We start from the raw sequence: 15,267 nt of genomic DNA on the forward strand, positions 1-15,267 counted from the left end.
ATAAAATAGAGAAAGCTAAAAAGAGAAAGGTCCATACCTGCCGGTACAGACCTTTCTCTTTAGATATGCTGGATCATATCATCGATTATTGCATACGAATTATTCGCAGCCGTTACCGTAAACTCTGCAAAATTAACATGTGCCGAACCGTCTGCCTTATCCGACATCGAACGGATTACAACAAACGGAACTTCATTCAAATCACACACATGAGCGACCGATGCCCCTTCCATCTCCGCGCATGCGCCCTGCATCGTTTCATACAGCTCGCGAACCGTGTCACGGCTAGCGATAAATTGATCGCCCGACAATACTTTGCCGATCAGGCTATGCCCCTCAAACAAACGCTCGCTTGCATCCGAAGCCAGCTTAATAAGGCGCTCGTCAGCTGCAAATTCAGAACGCTCCTGATAAGGAATAACCCCTTTTGCAAATCCCAACGGAGTTACGTCCATATCATGCTGTACACAGCTCGACGAAACGACGATATCGCCGATGTTGAGTCGCGGATCAAGCGCGCCTGCGACACCGGTGAACAATACGCCGTCAACACCCAGATCAATCAGGATCTGCGTGCACACTGCCGCGTTAACTTTGCCTACACCGGATTTGCAGAAGACAACCGTCTTGCCATGAAGCTGGCCTTCATAATACGTAATGCCAGCTTTCGTAATGCTATTAGTTACATTAACGTTCTTGTGCAACAGTTCAATTTCTTCAACCATAGCACCGATAATACCAATCTTATTGAAACCCATTATGCTTGCAAACCTCCAACGGATTGTCGAATGACGATTTCATGCGGCAAAACCACTTTTGCGTGTTCAACAACTTCTTTTTTCATCAGCTTGGTGAGCAGACGCATGGATACGGCACCGATATCATACATGGGCTGAGCAACCGCCGTAAGCTGCGGACGAACCATCGAAGCCATACGCGTGTTGTCAACGCTTATAACCGAAATATCACCCGGCACCTTCAGACCGGAGTCCTGAATGCAGTGGATTGCGCCAATGGCCATCTCATCCGTTGCTGCGAAAACAGCCGTTGGACGTTCGGACAGGTCAATGAAATATTTCATCGCTTCAACGCCGGATTCATAACGGTAATTGCCCGTGCGAACCAACGTTTCGTCGTAAGCAATGCCGGATTCCTCAAGCGCGCGCTTATAGCCTTGGAAACGGGCATAACCGTTCGCTGGATCCTGCAGAGTCCCGCTGATCATGGCAATACGTCTGTGACCTTCCTGAACCAGCTTGCGGACAGCGTCAAAAGCCGCTTCCTCGTGGTTAATGTCTACAGAAGGAATTTGTCCGTTCTCATCGGTGGTCGCACACAATACGATTGGCACATTCGCTGTCTTGAAAGCCTGCATATGTTCCTCTGTTACGGCGCCGCCCATGAAGAGCAGCCCGTCCACCTGCTTCTCAAGCAGCGTGTTAATAACGCGGATCTCTTTATCCTTCTTCTTATCCGCATTACAGAGGATAATATTATAATGATACATATTCGCGATATCTTCGATACCACGCGCAACCTCGGCGAAATTCGCATTCGAAATATCCGGAATAACGACGCCTACGGTTGTTGTTTTCTTGCTTGCCAATCCACGTGCTACCGCATTCGGACGATACCCGAGTCGTTCAATAGCCTCGTACACTTTCTTGCGCGTTGCCGGCTTCACATTGGGATTGTTGTTTACAACCCGGGAAACCGTAGCCATCGATACTCCTGCTTCTCTTGCTACATCATAAATGGTAACCGTCACGGTACTTCTCTCCATTATCTCAAATTTTATTTACGTTCGCTGCATATTAACGTAATCATACGACAAAATATTACTTTTCGCAATGTTAGCGCATGCATCGCGTTAATCCAAGACTTCATGCTGCAGCAAAATGGAGAGTGATATTCCGTACGGCTTATGTATGCAATGACCGTCTGCTAAGTTGAGATAGCCTTTTGTTAATATCAGCAATCCATTCTTCGTCATGAAGCGATTGCGCAATCAAATGCAGATCTAACAAGTTATTAATACGTTCCTGCGTCAACCGTTCGATATGATAGGGGTCTGGCTGATTCTTTGCTTCACTTGCTTCTACGAGCAGGTCTGCCCATTCGTTGCATTCGTTAAATAAAAACGTCTGCTTTGGCGGCTCCTGTCCCAGCTTTGCGATGAGGCCTGTCAGATCCGGCTTCACATCGGGAAGTACTTCGCTGCGGCTGCATACCGAGCATGAATAGATCGGGACATTGTCGATTTCGACCTTACCCGAATAGATCACTGTACGCAGTTTCATCTTCATGATGTCACCGCAATGACACCTTTTCTGCACTTTGGCCCACTCCTTCACGCGCTTCTCTTCCGTTCCTATTTTTCTATTTCGAGATGCGTAAAGGATTCGACCTTTTCTGCAAAAAATCCTGCTTATCCGCACTATGTAATTTTTACTATGGTGCGACTTTCCGCCAGCGTTTCTTAAGGATTGGAATCGATACCAGGATGACCCAAATCGCTGCGCCGATCATATCATTTCGGATATCCATCACGTCCGGCATCCTACCGCCTACAAAGGATTGATGGAACTCATCCGTCACCCCATACAGTCCGCATCCGATAATAATTAGCAGCTTGTAGAGGAAACGGTCTCCCCTCACTCCAATTCCGTAGTCCAAGGCCGCCGCTAACAGGAAGTAAGCGAGGAAATGTCCCCAGTCAAAGCTCGCCATGTTCGGGAAAAGCTTTTGGAAAAACGGCAGCATCGTGTTCATCTCATCGCCTGTCCTGGAGGAAAAGCCGAAAATGACTCCCATCCATATAAGAGCAGGAATAAATCGGAGCAGACGGCGTCTGTTAGTTTGATTCATGTGTTCTCCTTCGTTACAATTAGAAAGAAATAATAAAATACGGGAGGAAATCAAATATGTCCTTACATAATAAAACCGTTATTTGTCTTCTTGATGACGAATTCGAGGATCTCGAGCTATGGTACCCGGTATACCGCGTGCGCGAAGCCGGTGCAACCGTCTTGTACGCCGGTCCCGAAAAAGGGAAAAAGCATATCGGCAAATACGGCGTTCCCGCTGTCGCTGACTTGTCCTTCGATGAAGTAAACAGCGCCGACATTGCCGGCCTGCTCGTTCCGGGCGGCTGGGCGCCGGACAAGCTTCGCCGTTATCCGAAGGTGCTGCAGCTCGTTCAGGAGCTTGATGCTGCGGGAAAGCCGATCGGACAAATCTGCCATGCCGGCTGGGTGCTGATCTCTGCCAAAATCCTGCAAGGCCGCAAAGTGACTTCAACGCCGGGTATTCGCGATGACATGGAAAATGCCGGCGCTGAATGGTTCGATGAGGCTGTAGTGGTAGATGGCAACCTGATCTCTGCCCGCAGACCGCCGGATCTGCCTCCTTATGCCAAAGCATTCGTAGATGCGCTGGAGCAGCAGGGATAGGCTGAAAATAAAAGGAGCCGTCCGCTAAATAGCGGAGGCTGTCCCTCTCTCGTCAACCGAGTCCATAAATTGCTTCAGCTTCTCGTGAATGTCCGCGCTCGTGCGGCATTCCATAAGCTGAGGCAGCAGCGAGCGGCTGTCCTCCTGCCTTGTGCAGAGCAGCCGCTCTTTCACTTGCAGAATGGAATGGGAAGACATGCTTAGTTCATCCACGTCAAGACTCAGCCAGATGGGCAAGGCGCGCAGATCACCCGCAAGCTCGCCGCAGACGCCTATCTTGATCTGATTTTTCTTAGCCGCCTCAACCGTCTGCTTCAACATGCGCAGCACCGCGGGATGGAATGGCTCATACAGATAACTGATCTCATCGTTCATGCGGTCTACCGCTAGCGTAAACTGAACAAGATCATTGGTTCCAATACTGAAGAAATCGACCTCTTGAGCAAGAAGATCTGCCAGCATCACAGCCGCGGGCACCTCAATCATAATGCCAACCTGTATACGAGTATCATAAGACAGTCCTTCCCGCGCCAGCTCTTGCTTGGCTTCTTCCAGCACCTGATTGGCTGCTCTCACTTCCTCCACGGAAGATATCAGCGGATACATCACTTTAACTTGACCATAGCTGCTAGCCCGAAGGATTGCCCGAAGCTGCGTCTTGAACAGGTCTTTGCGGTCGAGCGAGATCCGGATTGCCCGGTAACCAAGGAACGGATTGTCTTCCTCTGGGATGTTGAAGTAGTCCAGCTGCTTATCGCCGCCGATATCAAGCGTTCGGATAATGAGAGGCTCTCCCGCCAGCTTTTCCGCAACACTCTTGTATACTTCGAACTGTTCCTCTTCTCTCGGGAACCGGTTCCGATCCATATACAGAAACTCCGTACGGAACAATCCGACGCCATGTGCTCCGCTGGACAAAGCGACTTCCAGCTCCTTCAAGGAGCTGATATTGGCCGCGAGGCCAAGCACCTTGCCATCCGGTGTAATGGACTGATGGCCGGCAATGCCGCTAAGTTGTTGTCTGGCTTCTGCCAGACGGGCTTGAAGCTCGGAGTAATGCTCGATTAACGAATCCTCCGGATCAATGAACAGAAACCCTTCCGTTCCGTCAATAATCAGCGACTGACCGGTTTGTATCGGCTCTTCCAGCTTCGCTTCCACCCCTACCACAAGCGGAACGCCCAGAGCACGGGCCATAATGGCGGAATGCGAGGTTGAGCTTCCTGCCAGCGTGACAATGCCAAGTACATTATTCGGGTTAATATGGGCCAGCTGGGAAGGAGAAAGCTCTCTTGCAATCAGAATAAAGGGCTGGGTATCCGATGGAAGCGTAATCTCCGGAGCGCCAAGCAGATGCTTGAGGAGACGATTGCCGACATCCTTGATATCAAGGGCGCGTTCCTTCATGTACTCATCATCCAGCAGATCAAACATCGTTACAAAATGATCAATGGCTTCCTTCACCGCAACCTCTGCCGCTTTGTACTGACGCTGGATAATGCCTTGAATCTCGTTCATAAAGACCGGATCATCCAAAATCGCCAGATGCGCGTCGAAAATTTGCGTTTCGTCCGAGCCAACCACTTCTCTAAGCTCATCCTTGATCTGTTCGATCTCATGCTTGGATGTGCGTATCCCCTCATAGACCCGCTCGAATTCACGGGCAAAATCAGCTACATCAACACGCTGCTCGGGAAATTCCCACTCCCAGTTCGGCAGCACGAACGATTTGCCGATCGCAATGCCAGCCGAAGCTCCAATTCCTTGTATCATGGTCTTTCCCCCCCACCATTTCTCTCTTTAAGTACAACGGACAAAACGGAAGACTGCCCCTTCTTCACCGCTTTAAACGGCGCAAAGCGCCAGGAATGAACAAGATCCGAATTCGTAATGACCATTGGCGTTGCAAGAGATTTGCTTTCCTTGCGGACACGCTGAAGATCAAACCGTACGAGCATATCGCCCGGCATAACCTCCTGGCCTTCCTCGACAACCGCTTTGAAATACGATTTCCCCGTCAGCTTGGAGGTATCTATTCCGATGTGGAGCAGAACCTCAAGCCCTTCCAGCGTGCGTATGCCTACGGCATGCATCGTTGGATACACAATGATAACCGTGCCTTTAACCGGCGATACAAGCTCGCCTTTCTCAGGAATAAAGGCAACGCCTTGTCCGACCAGCTTGCCTGCGAATATCGGATCGGGTACATCCTCGAGCGGAATCATGCGGCCTTGTACCGGCGAGCTGAACAGCACCTGCTCCTGATCGCGCTGAATGGCCTTCAGCATTTCCGCGCGAATCAGCTCCGAATAAGTGCCGAATACGACCTGGACGTTACCGCCTCCCAGCCTAAGCACTCCCGCAGCGCCGAGGTTTCTTAACGCATTATTGTCCAGCAGCTTCTCGTTGGCTACCTTCAGACGAAGCCTTGTAATACAGGATTCCATCTGCACAATGTTGTCCTTGCCGCCAATCGCCTGAAGGATAAGCGGCGCGCGGTAAGGAATGTCCCCTGCCCATTCATCCAGCTGCGAGCCTTCCTCGCGTCCTGGCGTCGGAATACGGAAGCGGTTAATCGCCCAGCGGAACACTACATAATACACAAGGCCCACAACGATTCCGATCGGAATCAGCAGCCAGCCCCTTGTAGCCAGATGCTCGTTAATAATATAGTCAATGACGCCGCCGGAGAAAGAGAAGCCGTGCCGTATGCCAAGCTCAAAGGTGACCCACATGATGATGCCCGACAATATGGCATGCACGACAAACAGATACGGCGCAACAAACAGAAAAGCAAACTCAACAGGCTCCGTGACACCGGTCAAAAACGATGCAAGCGAGGCGTAAAGGAACGTCTTTCGGATTTTTGGCTTCAAATCCTCCCTTGCCTCGTGGATAATGGCAAAAGCGATTGCCGGCAAAGCAAACATGACAATCGGGTACATGCCGGCCATAAACGCTCCGGCTGTCGGATCGCCTGCGAAAAACCGCGGCAGATCGCCGTACACCATTGTCCCTTCCGCCGTCTCGTAACCTCCGACCTGGAACCAGAATACATGGCTGAGCAGATGATGAAGCCCAAACACAACGAGAATCCGGTATAAAAATCCGAATAAAAACACGCCAAAGCCGCCGCCGGAGGCAACCACGTCGCCTAGCCCCTCCAGCATGCGCTGAATTAATGGCGCTACTCCGATCATCGCCATGGAGAGTACGACGGTAACCACGCTGACGAACAAAGGAACAAACCGCGGCCCCCCGAAAAACTGTATGTATTCCGGCAAACGCAAGTTTTTAAACCGTTCATAACTGAAGCCGGAGATCATGCCGATAATAGATCCTACAAAAACGGTTGGCTCTATCTGCGTATCCGCCGTACCGGTTACCCCGACATAGATAACCATGCCCGCAAGCGCAGCCATGCCGGCTGCCAGAGCATTGCCGGTCAAGCCCAGCGACACGCCAAGGGCAAAGATATAAGGCAGAAACGTAAAGATCGCATGTCCTGCAGCCTTCAGGTAATCCGCCACATTCGGAATTCCAAGAAGATCCCATGGCAGCTGGCTAAGAAATAAAAAGATTGCCGCAGCGGGAAGCACGATCATAGGCAGCATAAAAGCCCGTCCGAGCTGCTGAAACCTTCCTAGAAAATTCACTTCGTCACCTCCTAAAAAGAATTGCAAAGCAATTCTTGCTTCGTAACCTGTTACCCGATCCAATCTCTATAACGATGGTACGGTGTTAACGCTTTTTTGTCAAAGCAAAGACGGGCCATATGGCCCGCCAATGAAAGGTATAACGTTAAGGCGCTAATTAGGTCGTCTGCTTTCCGTGCGGCAGCAGGATAGAATCCTCCACCTTGATGCAGCGGTCCATAATAACCTGAAGTCCACCCTCTGCTGCAATTTGAGCCGCTTCCTCATTCGCAATGCCAAGCTGCAGCCAAAGCGTCTTCGCTCCGATAGCCACTGCTTCTTCCGCGATAGGAGGCGTATGCTCCGGACGGCGGAACACGTTAACGACATCAACAGGCTCCGGGATATCCTTTAACGATGCATAGCTGCGCTCGCCCAGGATCGTCTCCGCACCGGGATTAACCGGAATAATGCGGTAGCCCTTCTTCTGCATCGCTTCCGATACCATATAGGACACACGGTCCGGCTTATCCGATAAGCCAACTACGGCGATTGTGTTGCTCGCCTGCAGAATTTCCTTGATTTCGTCACGGGTCGGATTTTCAAATGTCATATTCAGCGCCTCGCTTTCATCCTTTTTCCTTTATTCTACCCATTCTACGTTTGCGCCTAACGCTTTCAGATGATCGAAATAAATTGGATAAGACTTCGCTACATGATGGGCGTCTTTGATCCGGATCGGATTTTTGGCACGCAGGCCAACAACGGTAAGGGCCATAATAACGCGGTGATCATAGTGCGCATTAATCTCCACGCCGCCTTCTACGCCTTCCGGACGGCCGTGAACGATAATTTCCGCCTGGCGCTCTTCGACATTAGCACCCGCTTTGCGGAGCTCGTTCAAGTAATCAGTAATCCGGTCGCATTCTTTGTAACGGAGGTTCTCTACATCATAGAAGCGCGAAGTGCCTTCGGCGAAGACGGCCGCGGCAACCATGGCGAGCACCGCATCCGTTGCTTTGTCGCCGTCGAACTCGACCGCTTTCAGCTTGCCGTTGCCTTTCACATGAACAATTCCGTTCTCATGCGTAAGAGGGACTTCCATCATGCGAAGCACGTCAACAACCGCACGCTCGCCTTGCTTGCTTTTCTCTTCCAGACGGTGAACGATAACATCCGAGTTCGTCACCGCAGCCGCAGCAAGAATGGCCGCGGATCCCGGGTAATCTCCTTGCACGACATATTTCTTCGCTTCGTATTTCTGATTGCCCGGTACGCGGTAATGCATCAGGTCCTCGCTTGCGTGGATGACGATACCAGCCTGCTCCAGAACTTCAAGGGTTTGTCCAACAACAACCTTCGATTTCAGATCATGCAGCACTTCGATTTCGCTGTCTTCCTCAAGCAGCGGTGTGAGGAACAAGAGCGCGCTCAGGAATTGCGAGCTGACATTGCCGGACACCTGAATTTTACCGCCTTTTGGCGCTACGCCTTGAATGCGGATCGGCAGCTTTCCTTCATTATGTTCAATCTTTACGCCCATTTGGCCAAGCGCATCGATCAGATCGTTATGTGGACGTTTGCCCAGCGAATCCGGATAACGGTTAATGAACGTCACATCCGGGGCAAGCGAAGCAATCGCCATCAGGAAACGAAGAACGGCGCCTGCATTGCCAACATCCAGCTGGTCTACGTCCTTCGGATTTTTGCCAAAGCCCGTAATAACGATTTTCTCGTCGTCCTCTTCTACTATCGCACCTAGATCGCGGATACAACGGCGCATGGCATCGCTGTCTTCGCTGTGAGCAGGATAGTAGATCGTGCTGGTCCCTTCCGCAAGCGCAGCGACAAGCAGGTAGCGAGTCGTATAGTTTTTAGAGGAAAGCGCTTGAATTTCCCCTTGTAGTGTTGGAGTAGGTGTAACGATAACGTCCATTGTGCAGCAATTCTCCTTTTATTAGAGTGATTGAACCAAAAGTAAACGGTTGAGCCGTCCTTAGGCGTTATTTCTCCTGCAAAGCTCTCATAATCATGTCGGCCGCTTCCTGCGGCGTTAATGAGGTTGTATCCAAACGAAGATGCGCGAAATCATACGCGTTCTTGCGCTGCTCCATAATCCGGTGAACGTTGGCCGCAATGTCGCCCTGCAGCAGCGGACGGGCTGTATCGGATTTCACCCGCTCGATAATATGCTCCGCATCTGCTGTAAGTGCTACCACAAATCCATGCTTCAGCATGGTTTCACGGTTCTGCTCCATCAGAACGCATCCGCCGCCTGTCGCGATAATGGAGCTTTCCTCAGCCTCCAGAAGCGAGACAAGCACTCTGCTCTCGATCTCGCGGAAACCGGCTTCGCCTAGGGTTTCGAAGAGCGTCGAGATGGTTCCTTCTGTTTCTTCAATAACTTCATCCGAATCATAACGGGACCAGCCAAGCTGCTCTGCAAGCAATCGGCTGACGGTTGATTTGCCCGTTCCCATAAAGCCTACCAATACAATTTTGCTTGTGCGTTGCTCCAATGCAAGAACTCCCCTGTTCGTGTCGATTCCCCTGTTAACATGCTTTTCCACAACATCATATCATTTTTTATCTGGAATAGGGTATAAAAATGTTGCATATGCCGTATGGATGATAACGATGCATATTTCATTAATAGGAGTGAAGAAGGCATGACTACTGAATCTAATTTGCCTGATACCCGCCTAACGATTGCCCGAATTGATCGTATCTTGAGTCCCGATCACCCGTTATGCCGCGAGGATGTGGTTTGGATGCTTGAATATATTAAAAAAAAGGTGGCTGACGGGGACCCTGCACTCAGGGACCTTTCGCAGCCACGCTTATTGAAGAACTTTCATTATTTCGCCGAAGCTTCCATGCTGCTTATCCGCCGCAAGCATTACTCCGAGCAGGAGGCTACCCGCCTGCGGAATTGCCTCATAGAAGCCTCACACGGGCTAAAATAATCAAGCCGGATTAGGAGTTCATCCAGTTGTGGTGGAACGAACCTTCTTTGTCCAGGCGTTTGAACGTATGAGCGCCGAAGTAGTCGCGTTGTGCTTGCAGCAGGTTAGCAGGCAGACGCTCTGTACGGTAGCTGTCGAAGTACGACAATGCGCTTGCGAATGCAGGCACCGGCACGCCGTTTGCTACTGCCGTGCCAACCACTTCGCGCCATGCGCCTTGGTACGAATCAACAATACCTTGGAAGTAAGGGTCAAGAAGCAGGTTGCGCAGGTTAGCATCGCGGTCATAAGCGTCCTTGATGTTTTGCAGGAAGCGCGCGCGGATGATGCAGCCGCCGCGGAAGATCATCGCGATGTCGCCATAACGAAGGTTCCAGTCATATTCTTCGGAAGCTGCACGCATTTGAGCAAAGCCTTGTGCGTACGAGCAAATTTTACTTGCGAACAATGCTTTGCGAACGGATTCGATGAATGCCGCTTTGTCGCCTTGGAAAGGTTTTTTCTCAGGACCGTTCAATACTTTGCTTGCCGCAATGCGCTCTTCTTTCATAGCGGACAGGAAGCGCGTAAATACGGATTCGGTGATGATCGACAGTGGCACGCCAAGGTCGAGGGAGCTTTGGCTTGTCCATTTACCAGTGCCTTTTTGACCAGCGGAGTCAAGGATTACGTCTACCATAGGTTTGCCGGTCTCAGGATCGTATTTGGAGAAGATGTCAGCCGTGATCTCGATCAGGTAGCTGTCCAGCTCGCCTTTGTTCCACTCCGTGAAGATGCTGTGAAGCTCTTCAGCGTTAAGGTCAAGCGTGTTTTTCAGCAGGTCATATGCTTCGCAGATGAGCTGCATGTCGCCGTATTCGATACCGTTGTGAACCATTTTTACATAGTGGCCGGCACCGTCTGGACCGATGTATGTGCAGCAAGCGTCGTCGCCGACTTTTGCGGAGATAGCTGTAAGGATAGGTTCAACCAGTTTGTACGCGGATTCTTGGCCGCCTGGCATGATCGAAGGACCTTTGAGCGCGCCTTCTTCACCGCCGGATACGCCGGTACCGATGAAGCGGATGCCTTGCTCTTCAAGAGCTTTGCTGCGGCGAACCGTGTCAGGGAAATAAGCGTTGCCGCCATCGATGATGATGTCGCCTTTATCCAGGTGAGGAACCAGTGCGTCGATTGTTGCGTCAGTACCAGCGCCAGCCTGTACCATGATCAGGATTTTGCGAGGAGATTCGAGCGATTGCACGAACTCTTCAACCGTATAGGCAGGAACAAGATTTTTGCCTGCGGATTCTTTGATCAGTTCATCTGTTTTCTCGCGGGAACGGTTGTACACCGAAACAGTGAAACCTCTGCTCTCAATGTTCAGAGCCAGGTTTTTACCCATTACTGCGAGACCGATAACGCCAATTTGCTGTTTTGCCATTTGGTTTCTTCCATCCTTTTTTTATAATATGGTGGTCTTCAATAGTGTTATATTACTCCTTTTGCAAGGAGATGAAAACCATTTGCGCGGAATTTGTCGCCATTCGTCCATTAGTTTTCCTGACCGCATTAGAAAGTTTACCTTATATTGCGAAGAAATGCTAACCAGAAAATGAAAAAAACGAATCAATCAAATGATTCGCTAAGAACCATCAATTGATTCGTTTTTTGCAGAATTTTATTTATAAATTGTCTCAAAGCTCCAGTTGAAGCATCTCGGAACGGAGCAGAGCGAGCTTTTCCTTCGATTCGGCTATTACTTCTTCATTGTTCTCCTGGAGAGCGTCAAACAGCACCGTCAGCTCGTAATCAAGCTCATACCGCAATACCGCAGCACGTTCTTCTGCGCGCTTGGATTGAAACGCTTTGATCATTTCCTCTATAGTTACGAATGGCTTCTTTTGATAAATAATCCGATGTTCCATTCCGGACACCTCCACAAGTCGTATTATTTCACCAAACATAATGTTCTCAATGACGATTTGACGATCTTTGATCCGCTTGACTATCGCATGTCCACGTGTGTCATTAATAAGCTTTTCAAGCAACTCCGACAGCTTCTCGTCCTTAATGGTGTAATCTCCAACGATCTTGTAACGGTTTTTCATCCGCTGAAACCTCAACTTCACGAGCTTACGACCAGTTCGAATTGAAATGAGGAACTGCCCCTCCGTCTCGCTCCAATACAAGGAGTACCCTTCCTGAATGAGATCACGGATGAGGTTCTGGATTTGCCGGCGGTCAAAACGCAGCTCCAAATTACAATATTCGACTTCGTAGCTCTTATTCACGGCAATCCCTCCTTTCAAGCATTTGACGAAATAGTCTGACAATTTGTTCTTACTTCTATCTTATACTCCATCTTATGTTCTGGCAACTTGGATTATTGACTAATTTTCGCTTATTCGCCGTCTAAATCAAAAAAAGGGCAGTCAAGCCGTCCAAAATACCGGCCTGACCGCCCTTTGATAATTTAAGAACGATAAAAATCTTTTACAAGCGTCACGGCTTCCTGTATTTCAGCTTGAATGGCTGCCTTTTCGCTCCTGTATTTCAGCTCCACTATGCCTTCGGCCGCTTGTCTCCCGACGACAATCCGCACGGGAATTCCGATCAGATCCGAGTCCTTGAATTTCACGCCCGGACGTTCTTCGCGATCATCCAGCAAGACCTCGAGTCCCGCGGAAGCAAGCTTCGCGTAGAGCTCCTCCGCAGCCTTCATTTGCTTCTCGTCTTTTGCCGATACGGGTACGACATGCACTTGATAAGGAGCTATCTCCCGCGGCCACAGAATTCCCTCTTCATCGTGATGCTGCTCCACCACGGCGGACATGACTCTTGAAATGCCAATTCCGTAACAGCCCATGATCACCGGCTTCTCGCTCCCTGAGGCATCCAAATAATTGGCTTGCATCCCTTCGCTGTACTTGGTCCCCAGTTTGAATACTTGCCCGACCTCAATTCCCCGGAACATCCTAAGATGGCCGTCGGCACAATTCGGGCAGCCGTCTCCCGATACGGCGTTCCGCAAATCGCCAAGCTGCGCGATCTCAAAATGGATCCCCGGCCGAACATGCTTCCAGTGATCGTTTGCGCCAGCTACAGCAGAGATTACCGCGGCCGCGGAGTAATCGGCAAGGATCGGGATGGACAAACCGATTGGACCCGCAAAACCAACCGCTGCGCCCGTGAGCTTCTCGGTCGTCGCTTGGTCGGCCAGTTCCAGCTGATCAGCCTGCAACAAGCCGGCAAGCTTAATCTCGTTGACTTCATGATCGCCGCGGACGATGACAGCCACGGGTTTGCCGTCAGCCAGAAACAGCAGCGTCTTGAGGATCTGATCAGCCGGAATGCCCAGCGCTTGAACAAGCTCGTCGATCTTCCTCACCTTGGGAGTGTGAAGCTTCTCCGGCTCAGGATGACTGCTCGAGCCTTCCGCATTCGGCGTATCCCCTGCCAGCCTGTAGCCCGCCTTCTCCAGATTCGCGGCATACTGGCAGTGATCGCAAGCCGCAATCGTGTCCTCTCCGATATCCGCCAGCGCCATAAACTCGTGGGTGCCGCCTTCTCCTCCAATTGTGCCCGCATCCGCTTCTACCGGACGGAAATTCAGCCCGCAGCGCGTGAAGATGCGGTGATAGGCTTCATACATCCTCTGATAGCTGCGATCGAGCCCTTCCCAATCCGCATCAAAGGAATAGGCGTCTTTCATCATAAATTCTCTTCCCCGGAGAAGTCCGTAACGCGGGCGTTTCTCGTCTCTGAATTTCGTCTGGATTTGGTACAAGGTTAACGGAAGCTGACGGTAAGAGCTCAATTCCCCGCGCACAAGATCCGTTATGACTTCTTCATGAGTCGGCCCTAGCGCAAATTCACGCTCATGCCTGTCCTTCAGCCGAACCAGCTCGGGACCGTATTTCTCATAACGGCCGGACTGCCGCCACAGATCAGCCGGCTGCATCGCGGGCATAAATACCTCCTGGCAGCCCGCCTTGTCCATCTCTTCCCGAATAATCGCCTCCAGCTTGCGCAGTACCCTCCGGCCTGGAGGCAGATAAGTATATATTCCGGCAGCAAGCTGCCTGATCAATCCTGCACGCAGCATAAGCTGATGGCTGGCGGCTTCAGCCTCGGATGGCGAAACACGCAAGGTTGGCATAAAAAGCTGGCTTTGACGCATCGATTCTCACTCTCCCGGCTATGGTTGCAAAAACAAAAAGAGCACATTCGCAAGGGACGAATGTGCTCGTGGTACCACCCTTAATTAGCCGCAATATGGCCGGCTCTCCATCGATAACGGGATTCTCATCCCGGCAAGGGCCGTTACTAAAGCGGCAGCCTTTGCAGCTCACAAGGCAGGATGAGGGATTAAGCGATCATAGAAGCCTTGCAGCCGCGGGCTTCCTCTCTGGAATGAACATATGCTTAAGTACTCGACCTTGATCAAAGCTGTTAGAATATTTAGATTAATTTATAACAAGTGATGCGATTCGTCAAGATCGTCCAAGATGTTACGATAGGAACAAATGTGCTATAATCAAAAATAATTATCGGCTTTAGATGTGAGGAGAGAGAACATAGATGACAACACCAACAATCGCTGCAGATTTCAAAGGCTTTGAGCAAAAGGATTTTGACACGTTTCTGATCGAGGGACTCGAACAGCGCATGACTGCCATTGAAGAACGGATTCGCCCGAAATTCCGCTATCTCGGAGAAAAGCTGGCCGGCGATATCGCGGTTCAGGCAGGCGATGAAATGTTTCTGCATATCGCAAGGCATGCCCGCCGGACGGTAAACCCGCCCAAGGATACATGGCTTGCCATCTGCAACAATAAACGCGGCTATAAAGCGCATCCCCATTTCCAGCTTGGCTTGTTTGATGATCATCTGTTCCTGTGGTTCGCCCTTATCTATGAAGCGCCGAACAAATCGAAGATTGCATCCGCCTATCTGGATCGCCTCGATGAAGTGATCGCGGCCGTTCCCGCCGATTATGTCATTTCACTCGACCATATGAAGAAGGAGTCCAAGTCCGTAAGCGAAATGAGCAGGCAGGATTGGGCAAACGCTCTTACCCGCCTTCGGGATGTGCAGAAAGCCGAGCTGCTCATCGGCCGTCATCTTCCTGCTGGCGACCCGCTCCTGCACGATGGAGAGGCGCTGTACAAGCTTACTCAGGATACTTATGAAGCGTTGATGCCTTTGTATCGTTTGGCCGCTTCTGTCTAG

15 protein-coding genes are annotated in these 15,267 nt (G+C 50.7%); 3 read left to right on the plus strand and 12 right to left on the minus strand.

All coding sequences use genetic code 11. From position 1 onward, the window contains the following. Positions 1-59 precede the first annotated feature (59 nt). The 4 genes from M3194_RS03085 to M3194_RS03100 form a co-directional block, all read right to left on the minus strand. Complete coding sequence (locus M3194_RS03085) at positions 60-758, minus strand: 5'-methylthioadenosine/adenosylhomocysteine nucleosidase (RefSeq protein WP_251651548.1); 699 nt, start codon at positions 756-758, stop codon at positions 60-62. Beyond that, complete coding sequence (gene ccpA, locus M3194_RS03090) at positions 758-1,768, minus strand: catabolite control protein A (protein ID WP_251651549.1); 1,011 nt, start codon at positions 1,766-1,768, stop codon at positions 758-760. The genes M3194_RS03085 and ccpA overlap by 1 nt, the downstream gene beginning before the upstream one ends. A gap of 154 nt (positions 1,769-1,922) precedes the next feature. Continuing rightward, a complete protein-coding gene (locus tag M3194_RS03095; RefSeq protein ID WP_251651550.1) occupies positions 1,923-2,336 on the minus strand; it encodes a hypothetical protein in 414 nt (137 codons plus the stop codon). Positions 2,337-2,451: 115 nt separating this feature from the next. Next, positions 2,452-2,868 carry a VanZ family protein gene (locus M3194_RS03100; protein ID WP_251651551.1) on the minus strand — a complete coding sequence of 139 codons (417 nt, stop codon included), beginning with the start codon at positions 2,866-2,868 and terminating at the stop codon, positions 2,452-2,454. 56 nt (positions 2,869-2,924) lie between these two features. Here M3194_RS03100 and M3194_RS03105 point away from each other — a divergent pair, with 56 nt between their 5' ends. After that, on the plus strand, positions 2,925-3,452 hold the full coding sequence (locus M3194_RS03105; protein ID WP_251651552.1) for a type 1 glutamine amidotransferase domain-containing protein: 528 nt from the start codon (positions 2,925-2,927) through the stop codon (positions 3,450-3,452). A gap of 24 nt (positions 3,453-3,476) precedes the next feature. Here the strand turns inward: M3194_RS03105 and ptsP are convergent, their stop codons facing one another. From ptsP to M3194_RS03130, 5 genes are all read right to left on the minus strand, one after another. Continuing rightward, complete coding sequence (gene ptsP, locus M3194_RS03110; RefSeq protein WP_251651553.1) at positions 3,477-5,225, minus strand: phosphoenolpyruvate--protein phosphotransferase; 1,749 nt, start codon at positions 5,223-5,225, stop codon at positions 3,477-3,479. Next, positions 5,222-7,108 carry a glucose PTS transporter subunit IIA gene (locus M3194_RS03115; RefSeq protein WP_251651554.1) on the minus strand — a complete coding sequence of 629 codons (1,887 nt, stop codon included), beginning with the start codon at positions 7,106-7,108 and terminating at the stop codon, positions 5,222-5,224. The genes ptsP and M3194_RS03115 overlap by 4 nt, the downstream gene beginning before the upstream one ends. 157 nt (positions 7,109-7,265) lie before the next feature. Next, positions 7,266-7,700 (minus strand): CoA-binding protein, encoded by a 435-nt coding sequence (locus M3194_RS03120; RefSeq protein ID WP_251651555.1) that lies wholly within the window; start codon positions 7,698-7,700, stop codon positions 7,266-7,268. A gap of 30 nt (positions 7,701-7,730) precedes the next feature. Beyond that, positions 7,731-9,023: a 3-phosphoshikimate 1-carboxyvinyltransferase gene (gene aroA, locus M3194_RS03125; RefSeq protein ID WP_251651556.1), complete on the minus strand. Its 1,293-nt coding sequence runs from the start codon at positions 9,021-9,023 to the stop codon at positions 7,731-7,733. Between the two features lie 67 nt (positions 9,024-9,090). After that, complete coding sequence (locus M3194_RS03130) at positions 9,091-9,606, minus strand: shikimate kinase (RefSeq protein WP_251651557.1); 516 nt, start codon at positions 9,604-9,606, stop codon at positions 9,091-9,093. Positions 9,607-9,756: 150 nt separating this feature from the next. On the opposite strand from M3194_RS03130, the gene M3194_RS03135 reads away from it, so the two are divergent. Next, positions 9,757-10,053: a hypothetical protein gene (locus M3194_RS03135; protein WP_251651558.1), complete on the plus strand. Its 297-nt coding sequence runs from the start codon at positions 9,757-9,759 to the stop codon at positions 10,051-10,053. A 10-nt stretch (positions 10,054-10,063) separates the two neighbouring features. On the opposite strand, the gene gndA is transcribed toward M3194_RS03135, so the two are convergent. The 3 genes from gndA to M3194_RS03150 all read right to left on the minus strand — a co-directional run bounded on the left by gndA (position 10,064) and on the right by M3194_RS03150 (position 14,215). After that, on the minus strand, positions 10,064-11,476 hold the full coding sequence (gene gndA, locus M3194_RS03140; protein WP_251651559.1) for an NADP-dependent phosphogluconate dehydrogenase: 1,413 nt from the start codon (positions 11,474-11,476) through the stop codon (positions 10,064-10,066). Between the two features lie 253 nt (positions 11,477-11,729). Further along, entirely contained in the window at positions 11,730-12,326 is a 597-nt protein-coding gene (locus tag M3194_RS03145; RefSeq protein ID WP_132306163.1) for a hypothetical protein, read from the minus strand. Positions 12,327-12,508: 182 nt separating this feature from the next. Beyond that, a complete protein-coding gene (locus tag M3194_RS03150; protein WP_251651560.1) occupies positions 12,509-14,215 on the minus strand; it encodes a proline--tRNA ligase in 1,707 nt (568 codons plus the stop codon). Between the two features lie 401 nt (positions 14,216-14,616). Here M3194_RS03150 and M3194_RS03155 point away from each other — a divergent pair, with 401 nt between their 5' ends. Beyond that, positions 14,617-15,267 (plus strand): DUF1054 domain-containing protein, encoded by a 651-nt coding sequence (locus M3194_RS03155; RefSeq protein WP_251651561.1) that lies wholly within the window; start codon positions 14,617-14,619, stop codon positions 15,265-15,267.

It is taken from the genome of Paenibacillus glycanilyticus (assembly GCF_023715145.1).
Lineage (GTDB): Bacteria > Bacillota > Bacilli > Paenibacillales > Paenibacillaceae > Pristimantibacillus > Pristimantibacillus glycanilyticus_A.

Coding starts and splice junctions, on each gene's coding strand:
- M3194_RS03085 (WP_251651548.1), bottom strand. CDS start 758: ATGGGTTTCAATAAGATTGGTATTATCGGTGCTATGGTTGAAGAAATT.
- M3194_RS03100 (WP_251651551.1), bottom strand. CDS start 2,868: ATGAATCAAACTAACAGACGCCGTCTGCTCCGATTTATTCCTGCTCTT.
- M3194_RS03105 (WP_251651552.1), top strand. CDS start 2,925: ATGTCCTTACATAATAAAACCGTTATTTGTCTTCTTGATGACGAATTC.
- ptsP (WP_251651553.1), bottom strand. CDS start 5,225: ATGATACAAGGAATTGGAGCTTCGGCTGGCATTGCGATCGGCAAATCG.
- M3194_RS03120 (WP_251651555.1), bottom strand. CDS start 7,700: ATGACATTTGAAAATCCGACCCGTGACGAAATCAAGGAAATTCTGCAG.
- aroA (WP_251651556.1), bottom strand. CDS start 9,023: ATGGACGTTATCGTTACACCTACTCCAACACTACAAGGGGAAATTCAA.
- M3194_RS03135 (WP_251651558.1), top strand. CDS start 9,757: ATGACTACTGAATCTAATTTGCCTGATACCCGCCTAACGATTGCCCGA.
- gndA (WP_251651559.1), bottom strand. CDS start 11,476: ATGGCAAAACAGCAAATTGGCGTTATCGGTCTCGCAGTAATGGGTAAA.
- M3194_RS03150 (WP_251651560.1), bottom strand. CDS start 14,215: ATGCGTCAAAGCCAGCTTTTTATGCCAACCTTGCGTGTTTCGCCATCC.
- M3194_RS03155 (WP_251651561.1), top strand. CDS start 14,617: ATGACAACACCAACAATCGCTGCAGATTTCAAAGGCTTTGAGCAAAAG.